Raw genomic sequence first — 25,502 nt, 5'->3', positions numbered from 1 at the left:
CATGAGATTGAAATGTATTAAGTTATCCGGTTTCAAATCGTTCGTAGATCCAACCGCTGTACAGTTCCCATCCGATCTTTGCGCTGTCGTTGGCCCCAACGGCTGCGGCAAGTCCAATGTCATCGACGCGGTCCGCTGGGTAATGGGTGAGTCATCCGCCAAGAATCTGCGTGGTGAACACATGACCGACGTTATTTTTAACGGTTCGGGAACCAGGAAACCGGTGGGGCAGGCCAGCGTCGAATTGCTGTTTGATAATGACGATCATCGCCTGAAAGGCGAGTACGCCAATTTCACGGAAGTATCCATCAAGCGGAAAGTGGAGCGCGACGGCCAGTCCAGCTATTACCTGAACGGTGCCAAATGCCGCCGCAAGGATATTACCGACATCTTTCTCGGCACCGGTCTTGGCCCAAGGAGCTACTCTATTATCGAGCAGGGCATGATCTCGCGATTGATCGAGTCCAAGCCGGAAGAGCTGCGCATTTTCATCGAAGAAGCGGCGGGCATCTCCAAATATAAAGAAAGGCGGAAGGAAACCGAGAATCGCATCAAACGTACGCGGGATAACATCGAGCGCCTGACAGATATCCGTGATGAGATGCAGAAGCAGCTTTCCCACCTGCAGCGCCAATCGGTGGCGGCAGAAAAATACGGCGAGTACAAGCAGCAGGAACGGCAGACCCAGGCCAACCTCAATGCCATGCGATGGCAGGCTATGGACAGGGAGCTCAGTACGCAGAGGCAGCAGGCCAGCGAACTGGAAATAAGAATAGAGCAGGCCGTTGCCGAGCAGCGGTCCATTGATGCCCGGGTGGAGAAACATCTGGCAGATAATACCGATCTGACCGATCAGCTGGGCGAGGTTCAGGCTCGCTTTTACGGGCTCGGCAACGATATAGCCCGGCTGGAGCAATCCATCGAGCATCACCTCGAGCGCGCCGCGCAATTGAAGCAGGATCTGCAGGAAACCGAGGAGGCCTGGGAACAGACCAAGGAAGAAATGGATGTGGACCTGCAGAAAGTCATCAAGCTGGATGAGGAGCTGAAGGAAATCGAGCCGCAGCTTGAAGAATCTCGCAGTCAGGTGGAGACGTCCAGTGCACAGCTTGAGGAGGCTGAGGCGGCCCTGCAGGAATGGCAACAGTCCTGGGATGACTTCAGCCAGCGGTCTGAGGAGCCACGCCAGATTGCGGAAGTTGAGCAGTCCCGGATTCAGCAGCTGGAATCCATTGTTGAGCGCGGGTTCGAGCGGAAAATCCGCCTGGAAAAGGAGCTGGCCGCTCTGCAGCAGGAAGATACGGGAGATCAGGACACTGAAAAGCTGTCCGGCGATATCGCTGTGCTGGAGGAGTCCATCGGGCAGTTGCAGGACGAAAATCGCAGTCTTAACGCCCAGATCGACTCACTGCGCCAGCAGGATCAGCGTTACAGCGGTGAACTGGACCGCAAGCGCAGCGACCTGCAGTCTGCCCGGGGCCGGCTCTCTTCGCTGGAAGCGTTACAGCAGGCGGCCCTGGGTCGGGATGATTCGGCAATGAACACCTGGTTAGGGGAAAGGGGGCTGAACAACAGTCAGCGGCTGGGTGAAACCATCAGGGTGGAAGAGGGCTGGGAGTCAGCCGTAGAGGTTGTACTGGGAGACTCTCTGCAAAGTATCTGCATCAATCCTGGGGACAACCTGGAGCAGTTACTGGCCAGCCTGCCCAAGGGTATGGTTTCTCTGGTGGACACCAGCGCCGGTTCCACCGGTGGCAGCGTTGCCCGGGGTGACTGGGAGCCGTTATCCAGCAAGCTGACAGCCGACTGGAAGATTGCGGACATGCTTGACGGGGTGTACGCCTGTCAGACCCTGTCCGATGCACTGTTCCGGCGTGCCAGCCTGGGCATGCATGAATCCATCGTCACCCAGGGGGGAGTCTGGCTCGGCAGACAGTGGATTCGGGTACAGGGCAAAGCCGATAACCAGGCCGGAATCCTGGAGCGAAAGGGAAAAATCACTGAACTTGAGAACAATATCAATGAATTAGGAGCAATTGTCGACAAATTGCTGCAGATTCAGACAACCACGCGTCGTACGATTTCGTCGGCGGAATCCAAGCGCGAGGATGTGCAGCAGCAGATTGCTGAAAAGAGCCGTTCGCTGACTGAGCTTAAGTCAGATCTGAGCGGCAGGCTGGCGAAAGTCGAACAGACCGTCCTGCGCCGTCAGAGAGCAGCGCGGGATCTGGATGAGCTCGTCCGGCAGCTGACTCAGGAGGAGGAGAATACCGCCAGCGCCCGCGCCCGACTGCAGACTGCCATCGATGCCATGGAGCAGGATTCCTCGCAGCGGCAGGAGCTGGAGCGGGAGCGGGAACTGCGCCGTTCAGCGTTTGACAGCCGCAAGCTGGAAGCGAACCGGAACCAGGAGGCCGCCCATCAGCTGGCGCTGCGCCACCAGGCCATTACTGCCCAGCTGCGTTCAACTCGCGAGTCCATGGATCGGATGGCCAGCCAGGTCCAGCGATCCCGGGAACGCATCGATTCCTTGCAGGCCCAGATCGACAGTTCCGACGCGCCGCTTAAAAAGATGCGCGTGGATCTGGAGGAGATGCTGGAAACGCGACTTGGTGTTGAGAAAGAACTGGCTGAAGCCAAGGCCAGGGTAGATGAGAACGAACACACCATCCGCTCCCTGGAGCAGGAGCGCGCAGGCTTCGAGCAGAAATCCGGGGAGCTGCGAGAGGCGCTGATGCAAAACCGGATCAAGACCGAGGGTGCCTCGGTGCGGCAGCAATCCCTGCTGGAGCAATTGGAGGAAGCCAAGTTTCAGCTTGATCAGGTGCTGGCAGAGCTGCCCGAAGAACTGAACGAGCAGGCCTGTGAAGAAGAACTGCAGAAGCTTGCCAACAGAATTCAGCGACTCGGCCCGATCAACCTGGCGGCAATCGACGAATACAAGCAGCAGTCCGAGCGGAAAGAGTACCTCGACAGGCAGAATGAGGACCTGACCAAGGCACTGGCTACGCTGCAGAACGCAATTCGGAAGATTGACAAGGAAACCCGGTCCCGGTTCAAGGAGACCTTTGATCAGGTTAACAGTGGCCTGCAGAGCCTTTTTCCCCGTGTGTTCGGTGGCGGGCATGCCTACCTGGATATGACCGGAGAGGATCTGCTCGATACCGGGGTGGCGATCATGGCGCGGCCACCGGGCAAGCGTAACAGCACGATTCACCTGCTATCCGGTGGTGAAAAAGCCATGACGGCAATTGCGCTGGTATTCTCGATATTTCAATTGAATCCATCGCCATTCTGTATGCTGGACGAGGTGGATGCACCGCTCGATGACGCGAATGTGGGACGTTATGCCAACCTGGTAAAGGAAATGTCCAAAAATGTGCAATTTATCTTCATTACGCACAATAAAATCACCATGGAAATGGCAAATCAGTTGTTGGGTGTCACCATGCATGAGCCTGGGGTTTCCCGGATCGTGGCCGTGGATATTGAAGAGGCGGCTGAACTGGCTGCCATGTGACTTTTGACCCGCTTTCCCGGCCCGCTAAAATAACCGTTTTTTCTGCTAAAGAAATTCCACTACCCGTGGGATAACCTAATAAAATTTATCCGAATTTTTATTGGTTTTTTGGGCAACCTGAAGAGATTTCATAACAATGGGTACACGAGAGTTATTGATTCTGATTCTGGGGCTGGCGGTTATCGCGGTAATCCTCCGGGGGCTGTATGTGGCAATACAGGCCCGGCGTAACCAGATTCGCCTGGCCATCGATAGAAACATTCCCCAGGACATTGATCTGGAGGAACTGGAGATGTCCGAACTGCCCAGTGGCGGTGCGCGAGTCGTTAAACGCTCCCTGGCGGAGGTTAACCTGCAGAATTCGCTGCAGAGTGAGCTTGATCTCGGAGTTCACGGCGAAGCCGAAGAGACCGTGCCGATGCTGATGGACAGTGTGGAGCTGCGCACCAAGACTCCGGAGCGACGGGATAAGACCGCGCCCGCTGATAAGGATACCGATCAGGCCGAGAGGGCGATAGCTGCCCTGGGTGAAGAAGCGGAAGAGGACTCGCTGGAACAGTGGGAGACGTCCGGCACTCGCCGTGTTGAGCCTGAGCAGGACAGTATTGATGCTGAGACTGAAGAAGTAGATAGTCGCCAGATCGCTGCGGCACAGTATGAACAGTACGATCAGGCTGACGCCGATGACGATGGCCAATATGATTCCTCAGACTGGGAAGAAGAACCGGACAGCGCAGCCTGGCGCGATGAGGCTGAAGCGGAGCCAGAGGAACCCAGTGATATTTTCAGCGAATATGACGAGGGCCGGCAGGATCCCGCCATGGGTCTTGACGAGGAACTGGGCGACGAATTCGGCGAGTTTTCAATGTCAGCCGGAGATCGTATTGGCGCGCCGGAATCTGATCGGACTGCTGCCGGCCAGCCGGACACTGACAACACCTCTGCCGACCCAGGCCGTGGTGGCAGGAAGGGTTCGCTGTTTTCCCGCTTTGGCAGGAAAGAGGAGCCCAGTTATCAGGAGCAGGGCCCTGTTGACTTCGATTCCGCTGACGAAGAGGACATGGATGACCCTCTGTTTTCTACCCAGTCAGCGAAATCGCAGGCGGAGACTGAATCCCGAACTGCTGAATCTGGAGAGTCGGCAGCATCGCTGCGGAGGGCTGCGGATCAGGACACTGCCAGGGCGGAAACTGCTGCGCGCCCTGCTACGGTGGCAGAGGAACCTGCCAGGCAATCTCCCAGGGACACGGCAGGAAAGGCCGGGGTGACCGACTTCAATCAGGCTCGTGAATCAAGACGGCCTGCATCCGGCAACCGAAGGGGTAACGGGCATTCTGCGGAGGCCTCCGGTTCGCGCAACAATTTCGAGCCCTCAGAAGTACTGGTAATCAATGTGATGAGCCGGGAAGGTGAGATGTTTCATGGTGCCGACCTGCTGCAGGTGCTAACCACGGCCGGGTTGAAACACGGTGACATGAATATCTTTCATAAACACGTGGGCAGCCGCGTGGATAGCCCGATCGTGTTCAGCGTCGCCAATATTCTTAATCCCGGCACTTTTGAGCTGGACAAAATGGAGCAGTTCGAGACCCGGGGGGTCAGTCTGTTCCTGGCGATGCCTGCTGTTATCAGTAACCGCGAAGCGTTTGATGACATGTTGCGGATAGCGCAGCAGATACGGGCAGCGCTGGACGGGGAGTTGCGGGATGACCGTCGAAGTGTCATGACTTCGCAAACCATCGAGCACTACCGGCAGCGGGTTCAGGATTATGAATTACGCAAGTTGAAGGCTGCCCAGGTTCAGTCCTGATAGTCTTCAAGCCTGACGACATTGGGGAAGGCAGCCATGTCTGCTTCAGGGTCTGACGCCACTCAGAAAACTTCACCTGCCTCCGTCAGGAAGGACATAGAGCAGCTGCGTGAGCAGGTTGCTCACCACGATCGCCTGTATTTTGAGCAGGATAGTCCAGAGATTCCTGATGCTGACTATGATCAGTTGTTTGCCCGGCTTGTTGCCCTGGAAGAGCAATATCCGGAATTCGTTACCCCGGATTCCCCCACCCAGCGGGTCAGTGGCACACCCATAGCCGGTTTTGTTCAGGTCCGCCATGAAATTCCCATGCTTTCCCTCGACAAGGTGTTCGACGAAACCGATCTCGCCCTGTTTGATGCCAGGATAAAAAAACGGCTGGGGAGCGATACCAATCTCCAATACAGTTGCGAGCCTAAGGTAGATGGGGTGGCTGTCAGTCTGCTTTACGAACAGGGCAAACTGGTCCGCGCGGCGACACGGGGTGATGGGGTGGTTGGAGAAGATATTACCCATAATGTCAGGACCATCCGTGGGCTCCCTCTGCTTATAAGGGCAACTGAGCTTCCTACCACCTTTGAAGTACGCGGGGAGATTTTTCTCAGCAAAAGCGGCTTCGAACGGGTGAATCGCTCTGCCGCGGCACGCGGTGATAAATGTTTTGTAAACCCCCGCAACGCCGCCGCGGGTACCCTCCGGCAACTGGATCCTCGAATCGCCGCAGGGCGCCCGCTACGGATGTATTGCTACAGCATCGGAATTGTTGAGAACTTTCAATTGCCAGCGTGCCTCAGCGAGGTATTTGAGTTGTTGGAAAGCTGTGGGCTGCCCGTCAATCCGGAAAGGGATGTCGTCCCGGATATTGGCGGCTGTTTTGACTACTGCCATAGACTGCTGGCGAAACGGCCGCAATTGGACTATGAAATTGACGGTGCGGTGTTAAAGGTTAATCAGCTGGAACTGCAGAGAACTCTGGGCGCTAATGCCAGGACTCCCCGCTGGGCTATGGCCTATAAATTTCCTGCCGAGGAAATGTCGACCCAGGTTGTCGATGTGGAGTTTCAGGTAGGCAGAACTGGCGCCATCACGCCAGTGGCGAGGCTCGCTCCGGTTTTTGTCGGTGGTGTGACGGTCAGTAACGCCACGTTGCACAATATGGATGAGATTGAGCGCCTGGGATTGAGGGTTGGTGATACGGTCATTGTAAGACGCGCGGGGGACGTTATTCCCCAGGTTGTAAAAGTCATACCCGGCGAAGAAGAGAACCGCCTCCGGAAAATCACTATGCCGGAGCATTGTCCCGTTTGCGGATCTGTAGTGGAAAAAGACGGAGAGGTGCTCTACCGTTGCAGTGCAGGTATTATTTGTCCAGCACAGCGAAAAGAGTCCATTAAGCATTTCGCGTCACGGTCGGCGATGGATATCGAAGGCTTGGGCGATAAGCTGATTGAACAACTGGTTGATAACGGAATCCTCGAGAACGCTGCGGATATTTACACCATGGAGATCGAGCAGCTGGCGGGTCTCGAGCGCATGGGGATCAAATCGGCCACCAATGTGGTGGCAGCCATTGAAAAAAGTAAGCATACGTCTCTGGCAAAATTCCTTTACAGTCTGGGAATCCGTGAAGTGGGTGAGGCGACCGCCGCAGCCCTGGCTGGATATTTTGGCAACCTGGAAAAGATTATCGAGGCGGATTCCGAGCAACTGCAGGAAGTGCCGGATATTGGTAAAGTCGTGGCAGAACATATCCGGGTGTTTTTTGATAACAACGAAAATCTGGCCTTTATTCAACAGCTGCGGGATCGCGGCGTGCACTGGGAAGACATCACGGTATCCGGTGAGGATAAGGTACTGGATGGCCAGATCTTTGTGCTGACCGGCTCCCTTGAAAGCATGACCCGTGGTGAGGCAAAAGGTCGCCTGGAAGAGCTGGGCGCAAAGGTCGCCGGGAGCGTTTCCCGAAACACTGATTGTGTTATAGCGGGCCCCGGGGCCGGATCGAAACTCGCCAAGGCAGAGCAACTGGGAGTAAAAATTCTTGATGAAGGGGAATTTTTAGCCTTTCTGGACGCTCAAAGTTAAGGGACCTCTAATTAATCAGAGGTTCCTTAAGCAGGGCTCCAGGACGGATCCCTGGAAAATCCCGACCTGATTAAACAGGAAGATAAAAGGCACCAGTACTGCCAGGACGAGGCAACGACCGGCAAGAAAGCGCAGTTTATCAGGTGTAAATGAGCGCTTTGAGCCGGTTTTAACGAAGGACCGGCAAGCGCCCTGGTCCTTCAGCAACCTGACAGCCATAACCCGGAGCAATTCTGTCGCTATGAAATGCTGGATTCCTCTTGGCAGCCTTTACCTGAGCGCAGCTTTGACTGGCTGTGCCGCCTCTCAGCCAGCCAATGTGACCGACATCTGCGCCATTTTTGAAGACCGGCGTAGCTGGTACAAGGCGGCCAGGCGCAGCGAGAATCGCTGGGGTATTCCACTGGCCGTAAACATGGCTTTTATCTACCAGGAAAGTGCTTTCCAGGCGCGTGTCAAACCGGCACGACGAAAGTTTCTCTGGATTTTCCCCGGCGCCCGACCGTCCAGTGCTTATGGCTATGCCCAGGCGCTGGATACGACCTGGGAAGAATACCTGTCCCGGAGCGGTAATTTGGGCGGGAGGCGTGACAAGTTCGATGATGCGATCGATTTCGTCGGCTGGTACAACGCCATGAGTCGGCGTACCAGCGGTATTGCACCCCACGATGCCGCCGGTCTCTATTTTGCCTATCATGAAGGCAACGGTGGTTATGCCAGGGGCAGCCACCTTGAAAAACCGTGGTTGCTGGACACCGGATCACGGGTACAGGCCAATGCTCAGCAGTTCGGGGCTCAGTACGACGGTTGCCGCAGCGATCTCGAGAAAAACTGGTTCCAGCGCCTGTTCAGTTGAGATCTGGCCCGGCAACCGCTCGCCTGATCAGCCCCGCTGATCTGTCAGCGGGTTGTGGCCTAGCGGAAGGTTTCGTTGATGGTTTCGAGCACTTCCTGGCCAGGGCACAGGTCTACGCTGGACAGCGCGTTCAAGGGCTTGTCCACGCTGTCATTCAATTCGTGAAAATCCGAGACATCCTGGTTGATATACAGGAGTCCAGTCGCTATTTTGCCGTTCTTTTTGTACTCATTGATGTGATGCAGGGCGTTTTCGCGATCATAGGGCTGATAGTTACTACTGGTTTTATGTAAATGTATCACCGAGCCATCGTGCAGGGTGATTTCCTTATCTTCACCCTCGGCATAGCTGGTGGTGATTTCTTCACGCATGGGAACATAGTCGATATCGCTCAATGACTCGTAGTTCTCCCAGGTATTTTTATAGCCATGGGTGGAGGCATCAGTATTGTTGAAAGTGACACAGGGAGAGATTACATCGATGAATGCAAAGCCCTTGTGACTGAGGCCGGCCTGGATCAGCGGAACCAGCTGTTTCTTGTCGCCGGAAAAACTGCGTGCTACGAAGCTTGCGCCCAACTCGATTGCCAGCGTGGCCATATCGATATTGTCGTACAGGCTCTCCTCTCCGGATTTAGTCCGGGAACCGGGGTCGGCGGTAGCGGAAAGCTGCCCCTTTGTCAGCCCGTAAGTGCCGTTGTTGGCAACGATATAAAGCATATTGATACGGCGGCGTACGATATGGCAGAACTGACCGAGGCCGATAGAAGCACTGTCGCCGTCGCCGGAAACGCCTAGGTAATAGAGCTCCTTATTGGCGAGATTCGCGCCGGTTGCCACCGATGGCATTCTTCCATGTACCGAGTTGAAGCCGTGTGACTTATTCAGGAAGTAGGCGGGTATTTTTGAGGAGCAGCCTATACCTGAAAGCTTGGCGACACGGTGCGGGGGCAGGGACATACCCACTGCCGCCTGTATGATCGCGGCACTGATGGAGTCGTGACCGCAACCGCCACACAGGGTTGTCAGTGAGCCTTCATAATCCCTGTGAGTCAAACCCAGGTCATTTGTCCAGAGATCCGGGTTGGCGAATTTAGGTTTACGTATGTAGGTCATGTCAGTTTGCCTAAGAAGCCTGGCTTCCTTCACTGTTGCCGACTTGCGCGCTCAGTGCTCCGAGATGGTTAAGTACTGAGGTCTCGATATGCTGTGCAGTTATTAAGACACCGTTGTAGTTGAGTATGGAAATAAGTTTTGCATTGTCGATGTCACATTCAATTTTCAATAAGCTCTTCATTTGCGCATCCCGATTCTGCTCGATCACAAAAACTACATCCTGTGCATCAATAAAATTCTGCACAGCGTCGTGAAAGGGAAATGCCCTGACTCTGAGCGTATCAAAATGGTAGTTGTGGCGTTCAAGGCTGTCCAGAGATTCCTGAATGGCGCTGGTTGTCGTACCATAGAACAGCAGGCCAAGCTTTAACTGAGAATTATTCTCACATTCCGTACTATTTATTTCGGGTTTTGGCAGATAGTTAATTGCTGTATTAAATTTGTGAGCTATCCGGTCCATGACCGCGGCGTATACGTCGCCATCTTCTGTGTAGGCAGCTTTGTCGTCATGAGAGCTGCCGCGAGTAAAGTAGCTGCCCTTATCCTGATGAGTGCCCGGGTAAGTCCGGTACCCGATGCCGTCACCATCCACATCGCGGTAGCGGGAGAATTCCTCTACTGCGTCGAGTTGGGCCTGACTGAGGACCTTGCCGCGTTGGTATTCCCGGCCATCGTCCCATTGCAGGGCGTCACACATCTGTTCATTCATCCCCAGTTCCAGATCGCTCATTACAATAACCGGCGTCTGCAGGGTATCAGCAATATCAAAAGCATCCGCTGCAAAGATAAAACACTCGGTGGGGTCGGCGGGAATCAGCAGGATGTGCTTGGTATCACCATGTGACGCATAGGCACAGCTGAGCAAATCACTTTGCTGAGTCCTGGTTGGCATTCCTGTGGACGGGCCAGCTCGCTGAATGTCAAATATCACTGCCGGGACCTCAGAAAAGTACGCCAGGCCCAGAAATTCCTGCATGAGTGAAATACCTGGACCGCTGGTGGCGGTGAATGCCCTGGCGCCGTTCCAGCCGGCACCAATCACGACACCGATAGCAGCCAGCTCATCCTCGGCCTGCACGATGGCATACTTCCTCTTACCGTTGCCCGGGTCGATTCGCAGTCGTTGACAGTATTTACCAAAATTGTCGACCACTGACGTCGACGGAGTAAGCGGGTACCAGGCGGCAACGGTGGCCCCTCCGTAGACACAGCCAAGCGCTACGGCAGTATTGCCGTCGAGCAGGATTTTATTGCCAGTTTCGCCACAACGCTGCAGCTTTATCTGCAGGGGGCATTTAAAGTTCTTGCTGGCGTATTGATGGCCAAGTTCAAGGGCATGTATGTTGGGGGGGATCAGTCTTTCCTTGCCGCGGAACTGATCACCCACCAGATCGGTTAACACCTGAAAGTCGATCTCCAGAAACGCTGCCAGAGCACCGACATAGACGATATTCTTAAACAGTTGCCGTTGCGTGGGTTTTTCAAACTCCCTCAGACAAATGTCTTTCAGGGGTACCCCCAGGTAATTGATGTCGTCCCGCAGCAGGTGCGGCGCCAATGGTTTCGAGCTGTCATAGAGGACATAGCCGCCAGGCACGACGGCTTCGATATCCTTTTTGATGGTCTGCTCATTCATGGCCACCATTAGATCGACGCCGTCTCGCCGGCCAAGATAACCCTTCTCGCTGATTCTGACTTCGTACCAGGTAGGCAATCCCTGAATATTGGAAGGGAAAATATTATGCGGACTGACCGGGATTCCCATCCTGAAAACAGCCTTGGCAAACATGTTATTGGCGCTTGCTGATCCAGAGCCATTAACATTGGCGAATTTGACCACAAAGTCATTTACCCGGGCAATTGGCGTAATTCGGGAGGCTTCCGAGGTGGTTATGACTTCTGGCATGATGCTCCAGCCTTTGCCGTGTTAAATAAGAATTTACGCATATCCCAGGCGCTGGTGGGACATCGTTCTGCGCAGAGCCCGCAGTGCAGGCACAGGTCCTCACTTTTTACCATGACACGATTGGTTTTCAGTTCGCCCGATACGTATAAATCCTGATCGGTATTGGTTGCCGGAGCGATCAGAGAATGGCGCAATTGTTCTTCATCTGCGTTCTGCGTAAACGTGATGCAGTCGGTCGGGCAGATATCCACGCAGGCATCGCATTCGATGCACAGACTGTCGGTAAAGACCGTTTGTACATCGCAGTTCAGGCAGCGCATGGTTTCGTCATAGGCCAACTGTTCGTCAAAGCCCAGCTCCACCTCTACGTTAATGTCGTTAAGGCTGACGGCCTTATCTGCGTGGGGCACTGCCTGACGCAATTCGGTGCTGATGTCGTTGTCATAGGACCACTGATGAATTCCCATCTTCTGGCTATGCATCTGAGTGTCGGGCGGTGGTCTCTGTTCCGGATCCTTCCCGTTGCAAACCAGATCGATGGACACGGCTGCCTCGTGACCATGGGCCACAGCGGTGATGATATTGTCGGGCCCGAGTGCTGCATCGCCACCGAAAAAAATCCGCGGGTGCGTGGATTGAAAGGTTTCTTTGTTCAGGACCGGCAGATCCCACTGGTCGAAATCAATACCCAGATCCCGCTCTATCCAGGGAAAGCTGTTTTCCTGACCGATAGCGCAGAGAACGTCGTCACAGGGAATGATGACGGGGTCCTCTCCTGTGGGTACCAGTTTGCGTTTGCCCTGTGTATCCACTTCACGGCGTACCTTTTCGAACTCCATGGCTACCAGCCTGCCATTTTCGTGGAGATAACGCTTGGGAACATGAAAATTCAGGATGGGGATGTCCTCGGCCTGCGCATCTTCAATTTCCCAGGGTGAAGCCTTCATTTCGTCGAAACCACTGCGCACCGCGACTGTCACTTCTTCACCACCCAGCCGCTTGGCTGTTCGGCAGCAGTCCATTGCCGTATTTCCGCCACCCAGCACGATGACTCGCTTACCTATGCGCTCGACATGCTCAAATGCCACACTGGCAAGCCATTCGATGCCGGTGTGTATGTTTGCCCGGCATTCTTCGAAACCCGGTAATCCCAGGGTCTTGCCCAGCGGCGCTCCGGTGCCCACGAAAACTGCATCGAAGTTTTCATCCAGCAGGGCTTGCATGCTGGTTATTTCCACGCCAAAGCGGCAATTGACGCCCATGTCGAGCACGTAATTGACTTCTTCCTCGAGGACCTTACCGGGCAGCCGGAAGCGTGGGATCTGGGTACGCATGGCGCCGCCGCTCTTGCGGTCTTTTTCAAACAGGGTAATTTCGTAGCCCAGGGGGAGCAGGTCTCTGGCCACAGTCAGGGAAGCCGGGCCACCGCCAATCAATGCCACATGCCGGCCATTTTTTTCTGTCGGGACCAGGGGGATTCGATCGGTAATGTCGGACTTATAGTCTGCTGCAACCCGCTTCAGACGGCAGATCGCCACCGGCTGCTCTTCTACCCGAACGCGGCGACAGGCGGGCTCGCAGGGGCGGTCGCAGGTTCGCCCAAGGATGCCGGGAAACACATTGCTGTGCCAGTTGATCATGTAGGCGTCGGTATACCGCTTGGCCGCGATCAGACGGATGTACTCGGGAACCGGTGTGTGAGCCGGGCAGGCCCACTGGCAGTCGACTACCTTATGGAAGTAATCCGGGTTGGCAATATCAGTCGGTTTCATTCTTATTTTTATATTTTACTGCGCCTGGGAGCGCATATACCTATTGCTCAAAGGTGCCAGATTTCTGCTGTGCGGGCCTTGCGGAGACACCCTTAGTATAGGGAAAACACTTTCAATTGGAAGCGTTTTATGAGAACTGGCGGACCACGCTGGTCTCAAGGATGTTGTTGTATATTTTCAGGCGCTTGACCGCGGAGATCGGGCGTAAGGCCTCGGCCAGTTGACTGGCGAGCCGGCTGTCCACCGCATCGCTTATCAGGTAAAGATCCACTTCGATGCCGTTGCCGAGATAATGGAGATCGATATTCTTGATGTCGGACTGGTCCAGCAGGGCTTCCCAGTGTCGGGTTATCAGTGTCACGATTTCATGGCGAAGGGGTAGTTCCACAGAGTCTACCTGAGCATGAGACTCAGGATCAATATGTACCACTACATCACTGATATTTTGGTATTTATCCATGATAACCCGGGTGCACACTTCGCCCAGTTGGTGGCCTTCAGAGACTGATATTCTGGGATCTACCTCCAACTGCGCTTCCAGCAGCACCTTTCCGCCTGACTGTCGACTGCGAAGGGCCGTTACCTTGTTGATGCCGGGAATTTCCAGGATAGTCTTCCTTATCCTGTCCTGATGCTCCTGGGGAATGGCAGTGTCGACCAGTTCTTTCAGGCTGTCGAGGCAGAGCTGCCAGCCAATTCTGGCAATGATGGCCGCGACGAACATGGCTGCCACCAGATCCAGCCAGGGCAGACCCTGCTGCGCTCCTACAATGCCGATCATCACCGCGATAGAGGATATGGCGTCAGAGCGACTGTGCCAGGCATTGGCTCTCAACAAAGAGGAATTGAGGCGGCTGGCAGTGCGCATTGTGTAGTGGTAAATCCATTCCTTGGAGGCCACTGACAAACCCGCAATCAGCACACCACCCCAGCCTGGTACTGGCAGCTCCGCACCGGAAATAAGCCGCAGGAAGCTGTCGTACAGCAGCACCGCTGCGATGGCGAAGAAGAACATTCCCATGACGACTGTACCGATCGTTTCAAAGCGACCATGACCATAGGGATGCTCCCGGTCCGGTTCAACATGGGAGAAATGACCGACGATCAGTACGAAGACATCAGATGCCGCGTCGCTCAGCGAATGAACCCCGTCACTGATCAGGGCGAATGATCCGTTAGATGCTCCGCCTATTAACTTTAACAGGCCCAGCACCAGATCCAGCCACATGCCCACCAGGGTGACTCGGGCAGCTTCCTTCTTGGCAGTCAATTCGTTCATGGTCAATCGGTATCGGCCAGGGCAGGGAGCAGGGCTAACTGCTTATTTTTCCGTAAAAAAAAAGCCCGACAAGAGCCGGGCTTAATATACTATCAAGGGAGAGATAAATGAAACAAAACCCACAATTTTGTCTACACATCTACCTACACTAACTAAGACTGACTGCTGCAGGAAAAGTTCCGGCAAGCTGCCAATTTTTTTACTGCTGGTGCAATATATTTTGATCGCGCCGTTCAGTTAAACCCTATCTTTTTGAAAAATAGAGTATTTCTATTTCTCTGTCACAGGGAAATTGTGTCGATCTGCTCCAACCGGCTCCCTGCCAGGTTCGCTTTACTGGTCACTATACCGATGCTGGCCTGCTCGCTCCTAAGCCAGGTTTCAGCCACCTGCCTGAGGTCAGTCAGAGTCACGGCGAGAATTCGCTGCCTGAGGTCGTTCAGGAATTCCTGGTCGCGTCCGAACAGATTGTTGTAGAAAACCCGCTTGGCTTCGCCCGCCGGGGAAGAGGGTTTATCCATGCTGGCGATGACGCCGAGAATAGCCTCTTCAAGTTGCCAGGCCTGGTGGTCGGATGACAACAGCCAGTCTATAGCACGATCGAAGTCGTGCAGAGTCTCATCGAGTCGCGGATCTCGATAAGAGTAGAATCGGAAAGACGCCGAGTTGGCATCCTGATCCGCTCCTCCTCCATAAGCGCCGCCCTGTTCGCGGATCGCCCGGTGCAGGAAACCGTTACGCAGGAATCCTGCCAGCACGGTCAAGGGGGCGTGATCGGGGTGGCCGGAGGGAACAGTAGGAAATGCTTTGGCGCAGAAATTTACCTGGGTAGGAACAGTCCAGGCCTCCCGCACCTGGGCACGGTTCGCTGGATATTGCAGAGCGCTGAAGGACTGCGCTTGCGAGTCAGCCTTCCAGCTGCGTTGCATGTCTGCGATCACCGCATCGCAGTGATCCTGTTCGGCAATGGCAAGAAATTGGCGCGGTGCTGCCAGTACCTGCTGATGGATCCTGGCCAGTTGCGAGAGTAATTCCTGCAGCTTGTCGGGATTCTTAAGCGCCTCCCGCTGCGACTTGAGAAAATGTATGCCGGCGAGGCCGCCGAAGCGATAGCTCAAGTTGGCCGCTGGGCTCATCTGACTGGAGGCGAGGCCCATGGCCAGGGCATGGCCTTGGCCTGTGATACTGGAAACCTTGCGATCACAGATCTGCTCTATGATTTCCCTGATGCGACGCTCTTCGTCGAATCTGACGTCGTGCAACGTTCGGGACAGCAGCTCTGTCATAGCCCCGTGGTTGTCCTGCAGGGCCTTGGAAGAAAGCACCAGGTAGCCATTGGCCCGCTGCTCATCCGCCACTGTGCTGCGGATGCTGCTGAAGCAACTGATACCCCCGCTTACCTGGGACTGCCAGGTTTGCACCTGCGCGTAATCCAGTTCGCCCACTCCGAGTTCAGTCAGACAGCTGGTGTATACCGGCAGCAGTGGCAGCAATTCCTCGTCCAGTGCAGGCAGCTCCATAATGGCCTGCTGATAGCAGATTCCGTTAGTACCCTGACCGTAAAAATTGACGGTACTCGTTGATCCTGCCAGTTTGACCCGTGTTGATCCGGGCTGCTCGATAGACGGTGGGATGTCCTGCAATCCAACCTTTGGCAGCAGATCCGGATCGTCTTCCTGTTCCTGCCGTTCCGAAAGCGCTTTGGCCTGTTCGATGATGCGCTGGACCTGCTGCGCATCCAGTTGGCGCTTCAAGTCATCCAGGCGCTTCTGCTCTGCTTCGGCCTGCCGGGTTGACAGTTCCGGGTCCGGCGACAACGTGAGGGTCAGACGATGCTGGTTCTTGAGCAGCAGTCTTTCAATCAGGTCGGGAATGAAACGGGGATTCTGGATTTCCCCGCGCAGCTGCTCGAGAACCGGGTCGATATTTAACAGGTCAATGGGGTCGCCGCGGTGAACTGAGGTGGACAGGCTGGACAGAATCAGCTGCAGCCCGTAAGGATAACTGTCGCCGGTGATTTCCCGCTGATGCAGTTCAAGCTGATGCAATGCCGCTTCGACCTGCTCCTGCGGCACACCGTCCCGGGCAATCTTATCCAGTGTTTCAAGCACAAGCTTCTCCACCGCGCGAGTGGAGCCTTCCGCGCATCCTTCCAGACCGCACATGAAACTCATTTCCCGGTGTGAATCTTCCAGGCCACACATGGGGGAGGGGGAGCTGCCCAGGTCGGTAGTCTCCAGGACACTGAGAAGAGGGCTGGCGCTGTTATCTAGCAGGACCGCGTTCAAGAGCTGTGCTTCAAACAGCTCCTTCAGGTCGATGCTTTTGCCAAGCAGCCAGGCAACCACGACATGAGTGCGATTGCCGGATGCTTCATCACTGTTATAGTACTCTTCCACCCGGATAGGAGCCAGGTATCGTTTTTCATCGCTGACAGAGATGTCGATATCCAGTTTTTTGAAGCGGGAGAGTGCCAGGCTGTCAAATTTTTCCTGCAACGTAGAGGCGGGGATGTCACCAAAAGTCATAAACACCGCATTGCTGGGATGATAGTGAGTCTTGTAGAACTGGCGTAGTTGCTCATAGCTGAGATCAGGTATTTCAGCCGGGTCACCACCGCTGTTGTAATGATAAGTGGTAGTCGGGTAGAGATGCTTGGTGATGGTATGCCAGAGAACACTGTTCGTGGAACTCATGGCGCCTTTCATTTCGTTGTACACGACGCCCTTGATTTGAAGAGGCGTGTCGCTGTTTCCTGGATCGGTAAATTCCAGTCGATGTCCCTCCTGGGCGAAATCAAGTGGGTGCAGGCGAGAGAAAAAAGCGGCGTCCAGATAGACATCAAGCAGGTTGAAATAGTCTTTTTCGTTTTTGCTGGCGAAAGGGTAAGCCGTCCAGTCACTGCTGGTAAAGGCATTCATGAAGGTGTTCAGGGATCGTCTGATCATCATGAAAAACGGATCACGTACCGGGTATTTTTCGCTGCCACACAGGGCTGTGTGTTCGAGTATGTGGGCCACGCCTCTTGAATCCATGGGTACGGTACGAAACGCAACCAGAAAAACATTTTCCGGGTGATTGGACGCGAGGTGGTAGTGCAGGGCGCCGGTTTCACGGTGTCGATATTCCTCTACCACCAGGTTCAGTGAGGCAATCTCCTCACTCCTTATCCAGTCAAAAGCGGGATAAGAGGATTCCTGTGGGGCCGCAGAAGCCGGTGCGCCAATAGTCGTGGGTTCGGTGTCAGCCTGTCCTGTGATGCTCATGCTGAAAAATTACCTCAGTTTGTCTGATCGGTTGAAGAGCTCGATGAAGAGTCCAATACGGAATCCATGGCAGTCTCCAGTGCAGGGTCTGCGGTAGAGTCCGGTGAGGGTGGATTCTCCAGGGTAATACGGCCCAGTCGACCTGACCGTAAATCGCCCAATAATAGTTCGGATACCTTGTGCCAGTCCACGTGACCACCACGCCCCAGGCAGCCATGGCCGGTGGCGATGCGGGTGAGTAATTCCTCAGTATCTGCCGGGCGAGTCTCCAGGCGGTAACGGGATTGCAGTTGTAGATAAAAGCCGGCCAGCAGTGTTTCGGCGGCAAACCAGCCGATATCCTCGAGATCAATGGCAGTATTCCGAATACTGCCAAGGACGGCCAGTCGATAGGCTGCCTGCTGGTCCTCAAGTTTCGGCCACATCATGCCTGGACTATCCACCAGAAACCAGTTTTCCTCGAGTTTGACCTTTTGCTGACCTTTAGTCACTGCTGGTTCATTGCCGGTTCTGGCGACTTTGCGGGCCAGGATCTGATTCAGGAAAGTTGATTTGCCAACGTTTGGTATGCCCGTGATCAATACCTGGTGTCTATGGGCGGGGTGTGTGTTGCGGGTCACCAGTTCGCGGCAGACGGACATCAGTGCAGAACGGGTCAGCAGCTTGTCGAGGCCATTGACCAGGCAGCGGGTGTTGGGTTGACTGGCAAAAAAACGCTGCCAGAGGCGGGTCAACTCGGGGTTGGCCAGGTCGGCCTTGTTGAGAACTTTAATACAGGGCAGAGCTCCCCGCAGTTCCGCGAGCAGGGGATTGGAGCTGGCCTGTGGCGCCCTGGCATCAAGGATTTCAATCACCAGCTCGGTGTCCCGCATGGTGGCGGACAGCTGCTTGCGCGCCTTGTGCATATGGCCTGGGTACCAGGAAATTGGCATAGCATTACCTGTTGAATGTGGAACAGCGGCACATGTTACCGATCACTGCTATAATTTGCAGCCAAAGAAACCAGTGATACGGGTTTATCAATGTCAGTACAACAGATAATCGAAGGCAAGTTACAGACAGCGCTGGCGCCTCTCCATCTGGAGGTGGAAAATGAAAGCCATCGACATGGAGGCCAGGCGACTGAAAGTCATTTCAAGATTGTTGCAGTGTCGGAGGTCTTCGACGGTCAGATGGCGTTGAAACGTCATCGCCAGCTTTATGGATTGCTGGAGGAAGAACTGGCCGCAGGCGTGCATGCTTTGGCTCTGCACCTTTATACCCCTCAGGAATGGACGGCACGTCAGCAGCAGTCCCCGGCGTCGCCAGACTGTCGCGGGGGGAGTAAGACCGATCCTGGATCCTGATGTCAGGAGGCAATCCAGTCAGGCACTCCACCGCGTATAAGACGGATATTCAGATCTTCCGGTCCAGTAATGAGCGCGCTCAATGAAAAATCCCTTCCTGCTCCTGAAACGTTCAGCAAAAGCAGTTTTCAGCCGCGAGTTCCCCCTTGGGGCACTGGTGGTATGTGCCATGATGGCGTTACTGGTTGTGGCGTTGCAGCACCGGCAACAACGGCTGGTTCCAGAGCCTGCTCAGATTCAACCTATCGCCGTATTCCCGGATTTCGCGTCGATTCAGGAAGTTGAAGTCAAGAAGCAGATGTTTTTTGACTTCCTGGAACTCTATATCGATGAGCAGAACAGGCGCGTGCGTCAGACCCGGGAACGTCTGTTGGCGATGTCCGGCGTACTGCAGGTGGGGGGCTCCCTGAGTGCCGAGGAACAGGATGATCTGGTGGCCATCGCGCGACGCTATGATCTGGAGAGCAAGGAGATGCGGGACACCGAAATCGTCTTCGAATTGCTCAAACGGGTGGATATCATTCCCAAGCCTCTGGCGCTTGCCCAGGCCGCCACCGAGTCCGCCTGGGGGACCTCGCGGTTTGCCAAGGAGGGGAACAACCTGTTTGGACAGTGGTGCTTCGACGACGGCTGTGGGCTCGTGCCCATTCGTCGCGGATCCGATGCCAGCCATGAGGTGCAGGCATTCGAATCGATCGAAGCCGCGGTGCGGGCCTATTTCATGAACCTCAACACCCATTATCGCTACGACAGCTTTCGCAGAATGCGGTTTCAAATGCGTAATCAGCGGGGCAGGCTCGATGCGCTGGTGCTGGCCTATGGGCTGGATGGCTACTCGGAGCGGGGTGAAAAATACGTGGACGAGCTGCAGACCATCATGCAGCAGAACGGCCTTGTTGAAAGGTACAGCGGCTGAGCAAAGTTTTCGGTTTCAGTTGAAAGTGGCCGCACTTATCACACGACACTGTGGTTAGTTGCAGGTCATCGTGGTGAGCTGAGAGCTGTCGGTCTGGTAGCGAAGCCAGGACACTGAATCGCCTGTATCAGCCATCCGCGTCGGGATTGATCCATTGCACCGAGTACCAGAAGAATCTGCCGGAACTCGGACTGGGAGCCGTGCAGATATAACGCCAGCGCCTGCCGGTAAATGCCTGATCGGGGCGCAGTTCAACCAGTCCCGAATCTCTGTCCAGCCACACCATAGGTAAAGGCTGGCTGTTTGCGAAACAGCTTATCTGGTCAAATGCATAGTCACCGGGGGCAAAACGCAACCGGGCAGCGGGGCTGTCTGCTCCGGTAACAGGACTTTCCGGTATCTGCTCAAGCACGTGGAAAGCCATCGAATCGAATTTGACCCGCGCTGTGTCGAGATTGGCGTAAATGCCGGCGAGCGGGTATCTGGGCAGTGCCAGGAAGTCGGAATGATAGCCCACCGCGCCTGAGTTCTGAGCAATGCCGGTAAATCCTTCGGCAGCGAGCATGGCTTTAACAGCCGGATCAAACTCACCATAAGGATAAGCCAGATATCTCAGGGATTGCCCGGTATTGGTAGTGATACGCTGTTCCGCATACAGCAACTCCTCGCGCAGCCGCTGAATCCACTGGCTCTCCGTTTCTGTTCCCTCACGGTTGAGCATGTAGGGATGCTCGACCATGTGATTGGCGATGAGAGCGCCGTGTTCGGACATCTCTCGAAGTTGAGACCAGCTCATAAAACCGGCCTGGCCGTTGTCAATGGGGCCGGTGCTGATAAAGACAGTGAAGGGGAAATCGAATTCCCGCAGCATGGGGTAGGCAGTATCGTAGATCGACAGGTAGCCATCGTCGAAGGTGATGGCGACACTCCTGTCCGGTATCGGCTGGCGGGATCGCAAGGACTCGAGCATTTGATCCAGTGGCATCACATTGAAGTCGTTGTCCCGCAGGTAGGTCAGGTGGCGCTGGAAATCGGAAGGGGAAAGGGAGGTTGATGCCGGCGTGTCGGTAGCCACATGATGGTACTGAACAATGACGCCATGCTCCGCAGCCTGGGTGGCTGTTACGGAGGTGGCCAGAATCGCCAGTGTAGCGAGTTGACTCTTGAACAGGAGCTTGAGCATTGTCATATTCGGCTGATTCAGGGGTGTTCAGGGTAAGAGCCGGTCGAGAGGCAATGATAGCGTGCCGGCATCGATTCCCGACAGCATCAGTTGCTTTCGATTTAATCGGCTGCCAACGCTATAATACGCCACCGCCGCGAACCAAGTATATTCGGGGATCAGACCCCAGGGGATATTCGAGCATGATTTTCAAAGGAACGGCATTAAGCGTCGATCGACTTCCATCCGGTATAGCCAGCCTGGTTTTTGATCTGGAAGGCTCTTCGGTCAATAAATTCAATCAACAGACTCTGCTGGAGCTTCGCGATGCCTTAGTGGCGGCCGCTGGGGCTGACGTCGGTGGTCTCATTCTCAGCAGCGCCAAGGCCGGATTTATCGTCGGGGCTGACATTACCGAGTTTACCGCCATGTTCCAGGCGCCGAAGGAGGAAATTCTGGGCTGGCTGCGGCAGGCCAATGCCATCTTCAATAGCCTGGAAGACTTACCTTTCCCCACGGTCGCCGCCCTGAACGGCGTGGCGCTGGGAGGAGGCATGGAACTGGCAATTGCTGCCGATTACCGGGTGGCAACCGAATCAGCGACCCTGGGCTTTCCGGAAGTGAAGCTTGGCATTATTCCGGGCTTCGGCGGTACCGTACGGACGCCGCGCCTGATCGGGGCTGACAACGCGAATCAGTGGATCAGCAGCGGACAGCATGTTAAGGCCCGTCAGGCATTCGCCGAAGGTGCCGTGGATGCGATTGTTGAGCCGGCAAAACTGCTCGAGGCGTCGGAGGCCATTATTAAGCAATGCAATGCGGGCAAGCTTGATTATCAGGCAATCCGCCAACGCAAAACTTCGCCGCTGATGCTGCAGGGAGCGGAATTGATGGTGGCATTCGAGACCGCGAAGGCGCTGGTGATGCAGCAGGCTGGTCCGAATTTCCCGGCCCCTGTCACTGCCGTAAAGACTATGCAACAGGCGGCGACCCTGACGCGGGATAAAGCGCTGGAGTGTGAACATGCTGCCTTCGTGGATATGGCGCAAACCGAAGTTGCCGCCAATCTTGTGCAACTGTTTCTCAATGATCAGTACCTAGGGAGCAAGGCCAGGAAGCTGATGTCCGAAGCAAGTTCGGTCACGCAGGCGGCCGTGCTGGGCGCCGGTATTATGGGGGGAGGAATCGCTTATCAGTCGGCGTTACGTGGCGTCCCGATCATCATGAAGGACATTGCCCGGGAGGGAATCGACACCGGACTGGCCGAGTCGAAGAAACTGTTTTCCAAGCGGGTGAGCCGGGGCAGGATGAGCGGTGAACAGATGCTGGATGCCATGTTGGCAATAACACCTACTCTTGAATACAGCGGTTTCAAGCGGGTGGATTTGGTTGTAGAAGCCGTCGTGGAAAATTCAGCCATCAAGAAGAAGGTGCTGGCCGAAGTCGAGCAACAGGTCAGCGACGATGCAATAATAGCTACTAACACTTCAACTATTTCGGTTACCTCGCTGGCCACTGCCCTGAAGCGCCCGGGGAATTTCTGCGGTATGCATTTTTTCAATCCGGTGCCGGTCATGCCCCTGGTAGAAGTGATTCGCGGTGAGCAGACCAGTCCCGCAACCATTGCTACGGTAGTGGCCTATGCAAAAACATTGGGTAAGACGCCGATTGTGGTGAATGACTGCCCCGGGTTTCTGGTAAACCGTATTCTGTTTCCCTATTTCGGCGCGTTTTCTATGCTGCTGCGCGATGGTGCGGATTTTCTCTCGGTTGACAGGGCGATGGAAAAATTCGGTTGGCCGATGGGCCCTGCGTATCTGCTCGATGTGATAGGAATGGATACCGGCGTGCATGCCCAGGCAGTCATGGCAGAAGGGTTTCCGGATCGCATGCAGTTAACGTTTACCAGTGCCATGGATATCATGTATCAGCACAAGCGCCTGGGCCAGAAGACCGGTAGCGGCTTTTACCGTTACGAGCCCGACCAACGGGGTAAACCCAGGAAAATTGTTGACGAAGAGGCGCAGGCACTGGTGACCACGGTGCAGGAAACTGGCCGGGAATTTACCGAGCAGGAGATAGTTGAGCGCATGATGCTGGCTATGTGTCTGGAGACCGTGCGTTGCCTGGAGGATGGGATTATTGACAGCCCGATTGAGGCAGACATGGGGTTGATTCTGGGCCTCGGTTTTCCCAGCTTTCGTGGCGGTGCTCTGCGGTATGTGGATTCACTGGGCAGCGCCGAATTCTGTCGCCTGGCGGATAAATACAGTGAGCTGGGTCCTTTGTATCAACCCACTGAGAAGCTCCGGGAAATGGCATCCACCGGGAGTAAATTCTATGAACTGCGCGCCTAGTCGGGAGAAAATACGATGACATTTCAAGCAAGAGATGCAGTGGTTATAGATTGTGTTCGCACTCCCATGGCGCGCTCCAAAGATGGATCGTTCCGTTTCGTACGCGCAGAGGAACTGTCGGCGCGTTTGATCGATGCGATTCTGCAGCGCAATGACAAGCTTGACCCGGCAGAGGTCGAAGACGTCATCTGGGGTTGTGTCAATCAGACCAGGGAGCAGGGCTGGAACATTGCCCGTAATGCCGCACTGATGACAGCGCTTCCCCATTCGACCTGTGGTCAGACCGTAAACCGCCTTTGCGGTTCGTCGATGTCGGCTCTGCACACTGCCGTTCAGGCAGTGCAGACAGGCAACGGAGATGTGTTTGTGGTTGGCGGCGTCGAGCATATGGGCCATGTCCCTATGGATTATGGCGTGGATCCGAACCCCAAGGCTTCACTGCATATAGCCAAGGCATCGTGGATGATGGGCATGACTGCCGAAGTGCTGGCTCGCATGCACGGTTTTGGGCGGGAGCAACAGGACCGGTTTGCGGTCAGATCCCATACGCTTGCCGACCAGGCCCGACGCAACGGTGGCTTTGCCAACGAGATTGTGCCGGTGGAGGGCCATGATGCCGACGGAATAAAGAGGCTGCTGGAGGAGGACGAGACGATCCGGCCAGAAACCAATCTGGAGAGTCTGGGCAGGCTCAGAACGGTCTTCGATCCGGTCAACGGTACCGTGACTGCAGGTACTTCGTCGCAGATAACAGATGGCGCTTCGGCGATGCTGATCACTTCAGCAGAGCGGGCCCTGGCGCTGGGGTTGAAACCCCGGGCCAGAATAAGGGCCATGGCCTGCGCCGGTGTCGACCCATCGATCATGGGATACGGGCCCGTGCCGGCGTCCCGGAAGGCCCTGGCCCGGGCCGGGCTGTCCATCCAGGATATCGAGATAGTGGAACTGAACGAGGCCTTTGCGGCGCAATCCCTGCCAGTGCTGAAAGATCTGGAATTGCTCGATGTTATGGACCAGAAAGTCAATCTGAAAGGCGGTGCTATCGCATTGGGCCATCCTCTGGGGTGCTCAGGAACCCGCATTTCAACCACGCTTCTGAATCTCATGGAGGAGAAAGATGCTGCTCTAGGTCTCGCCACCATGTGCATAGGTCTCGGTCAGGGTATAGCGACGGTTTTTGAGCGTGTTTAGCGGCGAAGTTTTCGCATTTCGGTAAGGTAGAATGGACAATCAAAAAGAGCAGTTCCTGTTGAATCGGAGCCACAAGAACCTGCGTCGTGATGTTGGTCGTGCAATCTCCGATTTCAAAATGATCGAAGAGGGCGATCTGGTGATGGTGTGCCTTTCGGGCGGGAAGGATTCCTATACGATGCTGGATATTCTGATCAGTCTGCAGCGTCACGCCCCTATCGATTTTCGCATCAAGGCGGTAAATCTGGATCAGAAGCAGCCTGGGTTTCCAGAGCATGTGCTGCCCGAATACCTGGAATCCGAGGGTGTCGATTACCACATTCTCGAACAGGATACTTATTCGGTGGTCAAGGACAAGACGCAGGCTGGCAAGACCTTCTGCGGCCTGTGTTCCAGGCTGCGGCGGGGGAGTCTGTATACCTATGCCCGCAAGATCGGTGCGACAAAGATTGCGCTCGGTCATCATCGGGAAGATATTATTGAAACATTATTCCTGAATATGTTTTATGGCGGAAAACTGAAGGCCATGCCGCCCAAGCTGTTAAGCGATGATGGCGATAATGTGGTGATCAGGCCGCTGGCCTATTGTAAAGAGAAAGAAATAGCCCGTTATGCCGGGCTCAAACGCTTTCCAATAATTCCCTGCAATCTTTGCGGTAGCCAGCCCAATATGCAGAGACAGGTGATCAAGCAAATGCTGGCAGAATGGGACCGGCAGCACCCGGGCCGGATCGAAACCATTTTTAAAAGTATCGCTAATGTGTCGCTCTCGCACCTGGCCGACACAAGCCTTTTTCCATTCGGGGAGCTGAGGGCAGGGGCTAAGGACGGTGCGCTGCTGGACCTGGTGGAGATAGGTCAGGGTATCTCTGCTTGACAGTTTGATAATCAAAGCGTTCAGAATACAAGTTTGCGAGTGAC

Annotated in this window: 16 protein-coding genes; 9 read left to right on the top strand and 7 right to left on the bottom strand. The window is 55.0% G+C overall.

What is annotated here, in order from left to right; genetic code table 11:
- Nucleotide 1 precedes the first annotated feature (1 nt).
- The 4 genes from smc to R3F50_17905 all read left to right on the top strand — a co-directional run bounded on the left by smc (nucleotide 2) and on the right by R3F50_17905 (nucleotide 8,271).
- Nucleotides 2-3,520 (top strand): chromosome segregation protein SMC, encoded by a 3,519-nt coding sequence (smc, locus tag R3F50_17920; GenBank protein MEZ5492165.1) that lies wholly within the window; start codon nucleotides 2-4, stop codon nucleotides 3,518-3,520.
- 136 nt (nucleotides 3,521-3,656) lie between these two features.
- Nucleotides 3,657-5,330 (top strand): cell division protein ZipA, encoded by a 1,674-nt coding sequence (gene zipA / locus R3F50_17915; protein ID MEZ5492164.1) that lies wholly within the window; start codon nucleotides 3,657-3,659, stop codon nucleotides 5,328-5,330.
- 36 nt (nucleotides 5,331-5,366) lie between these two features.
- Entirely contained in the window at nucleotides 5,367-7,415 is a 2,049-nt protein-coding gene (ligA, locus tag R3F50_17910) for an NAD-dependent DNA ligase LigA (GenBank protein ID MEZ5492163.1), read from the top strand.
- A gap of 241 nt (nucleotides 7,416-7,656) precedes the next feature.
- Nucleotides 7,657-8,271, top strand: coding sequence for a hypothetical protein (locus tag R3F50_17905; protein MEZ5492162.1), 615 nt, complete (start codon nucleotides 7,657-7,659; stop codon nucleotides 8,269-8,271).
- A gap of 59 nt (nucleotides 8,272-8,330) precedes the next feature.
- Here R3F50_17905 and R3F50_17900 read toward each other — a convergent pair whose 3' ends face one another.
- From R3F50_17900 to ylqF, 6 genes are all read right to left on the bottom strand, one after another.
- On the bottom strand, nucleotides 8,331-9,386 hold the full coding sequence (locus R3F50_17900) for a 2-oxoacid:ferredoxin oxidoreductase subunit beta (GenBank protein MEZ5492161.1): 1,056 nt from the start codon (nucleotides 9,384-9,386) through the stop codon (nucleotides 8,331-8,333).
- 10 nt (nucleotides 9,387-9,396) lie between these two features.
- A complete protein-coding gene (locus tag R3F50_17895; GenBank protein ID MEZ5492160.1) occupies nucleotides 9,397-11,292 on the bottom strand; it encodes a 2-oxoacid:acceptor oxidoreductase subunit alpha in 1,896 nt (631 codons plus the stop codon).
- The gene (locus tag R3F50_17890; protein MEZ5492159.1) at nucleotides 11,277-13,064 is read right to left on the bottom strand and encodes an FAD-dependent oxidoreductase; all 1,788 of its coding nucleotides are present in this window, start codon (nucleotides 13,062-13,064) and stop codon (nucleotides 11,277-11,279) included. Before R3F50_17890 ends, R3F50_17895 begins: the two co-directional genes overlap by 16 nt.
- A gap of 127 nt (nucleotides 13,065-13,191) precedes the next feature.
- Entirely contained in the window at nucleotides 13,192-14,343 is a 1,152-nt protein-coding gene (locus tag R3F50_17885; GenBank protein ID MEZ5492158.1) for a cation diffusion facilitator family transporter, read from the bottom strand.
- A gap of 281 nt (nucleotides 14,344-14,624) precedes the next feature.
- A complete protein-coding gene (locus R3F50_17880; GenBank protein MEZ5492157.1) occupies nucleotides 14,625-17,609 on the bottom strand; it encodes an insulinase family protein in 2,985 nt (994 codons plus the stop codon).
- Nucleotides 17,610-17,623: 14 nt separating this feature from the next.
- Nucleotides 17,624-18,541: a ribosome biogenesis GTPase YlqF gene (gene ylqF, locus R3F50_17875; GenBank protein ID MEZ5492156.1), complete on the bottom strand. Its 918-nt coding sequence runs from the start codon at nucleotides 18,539-18,541 to the stop codon at nucleotides 17,624-17,626.
- 90 nt (nucleotides 18,542-18,631) lie between these two features.
- Here ylqF and R3F50_17870 point away from each other — a divergent pair, with 90 nt between their 5' ends.
- The gene (locus R3F50_17870) at nucleotides 18,632-18,955 is read left to right on the top strand and encodes a BolA/IbaG family iron-sulfur metabolism protein (GenBank protein MEZ5492155.1); all 324 of its coding nucleotides are present in this window, start codon (nucleotides 18,632-18,634) and stop codon (nucleotides 18,953-18,955) included.
- 82 nt (nucleotides 18,956-19,037) lie between these two features.
- Complete coding sequence (locus tag R3F50_17865) at nucleotides 19,038-19,871, top strand: glucosaminidase domain-containing protein (GenBank protein MEZ5492154.1); 834 nt, start codon at nucleotides 19,038-19,040, stop codon at nucleotides 19,869-19,871.
- A gap of 127 nt (nucleotides 19,872-19,998) precedes the next feature.
- Here R3F50_17865 and R3F50_17860 read toward each other — a convergent pair whose 3' ends face one another.
- A complete protein-coding gene (locus R3F50_17860; GenBank protein ID MEZ5492153.1) occupies nucleotides 19,999-21,054 on the bottom strand; it encodes a polysaccharide deacetylase family protein in 1,056 nt (351 codons plus the stop codon).
- Nucleotides 21,055-21,236: 182 nt separating this feature from the next.
- Here R3F50_17860 and fadB point away from each other — a divergent pair, with 182 nt between their 5' ends.
- From fadB to ttcA, 3 genes are read left to right on the top strand one after another with little or no spacing between them, the layout of a single operon-like run.
- A complete protein-coding gene (fadB, locus tag R3F50_17855; GenBank protein ID MEZ5492152.1) occupies nucleotides 21,237-23,390 on the top strand; it encodes a fatty acid oxidation complex subunit alpha FadB in 2,154 nt (717 codons plus the stop codon).
- A gap of 15 nt (nucleotides 23,391-23,405) precedes the next feature.
- Nucleotides 23,406-24,581, top strand: coding sequence for an acetyl-CoA C-acyltransferase FadA (gene fadA, locus R3F50_17850; GenBank protein ID MEZ5492151.1), 1,176 nt, complete (start codon nucleotides 23,406-23,408; stop codon nucleotides 24,579-24,581).
- 31 nt (nucleotides 24,582-24,612) lie between these two features.
- Entirely contained in the window at nucleotides 24,613-25,458 is an 846-nt protein-coding gene (gene ttcA / locus R3F50_17845) for a tRNA 2-thiocytidine(32) synthetase TtcA (GenBank protein MEZ5492150.1), read from the top strand.
- Nucleotides 25,459-25,502 lie beyond the last annotated feature (44 nt).

Source organism: Gammaproteobacteria bacterium (assembly GCA_041395725.1).
GTDB lineage: Bacteria > Pseudomonadota > Gammaproteobacteria > Pseudomonadales > Pseudohongiellaceae > NORP240.
This window is presented reverse-complemented; position numbering and strand designations above follow the sequence as displayed.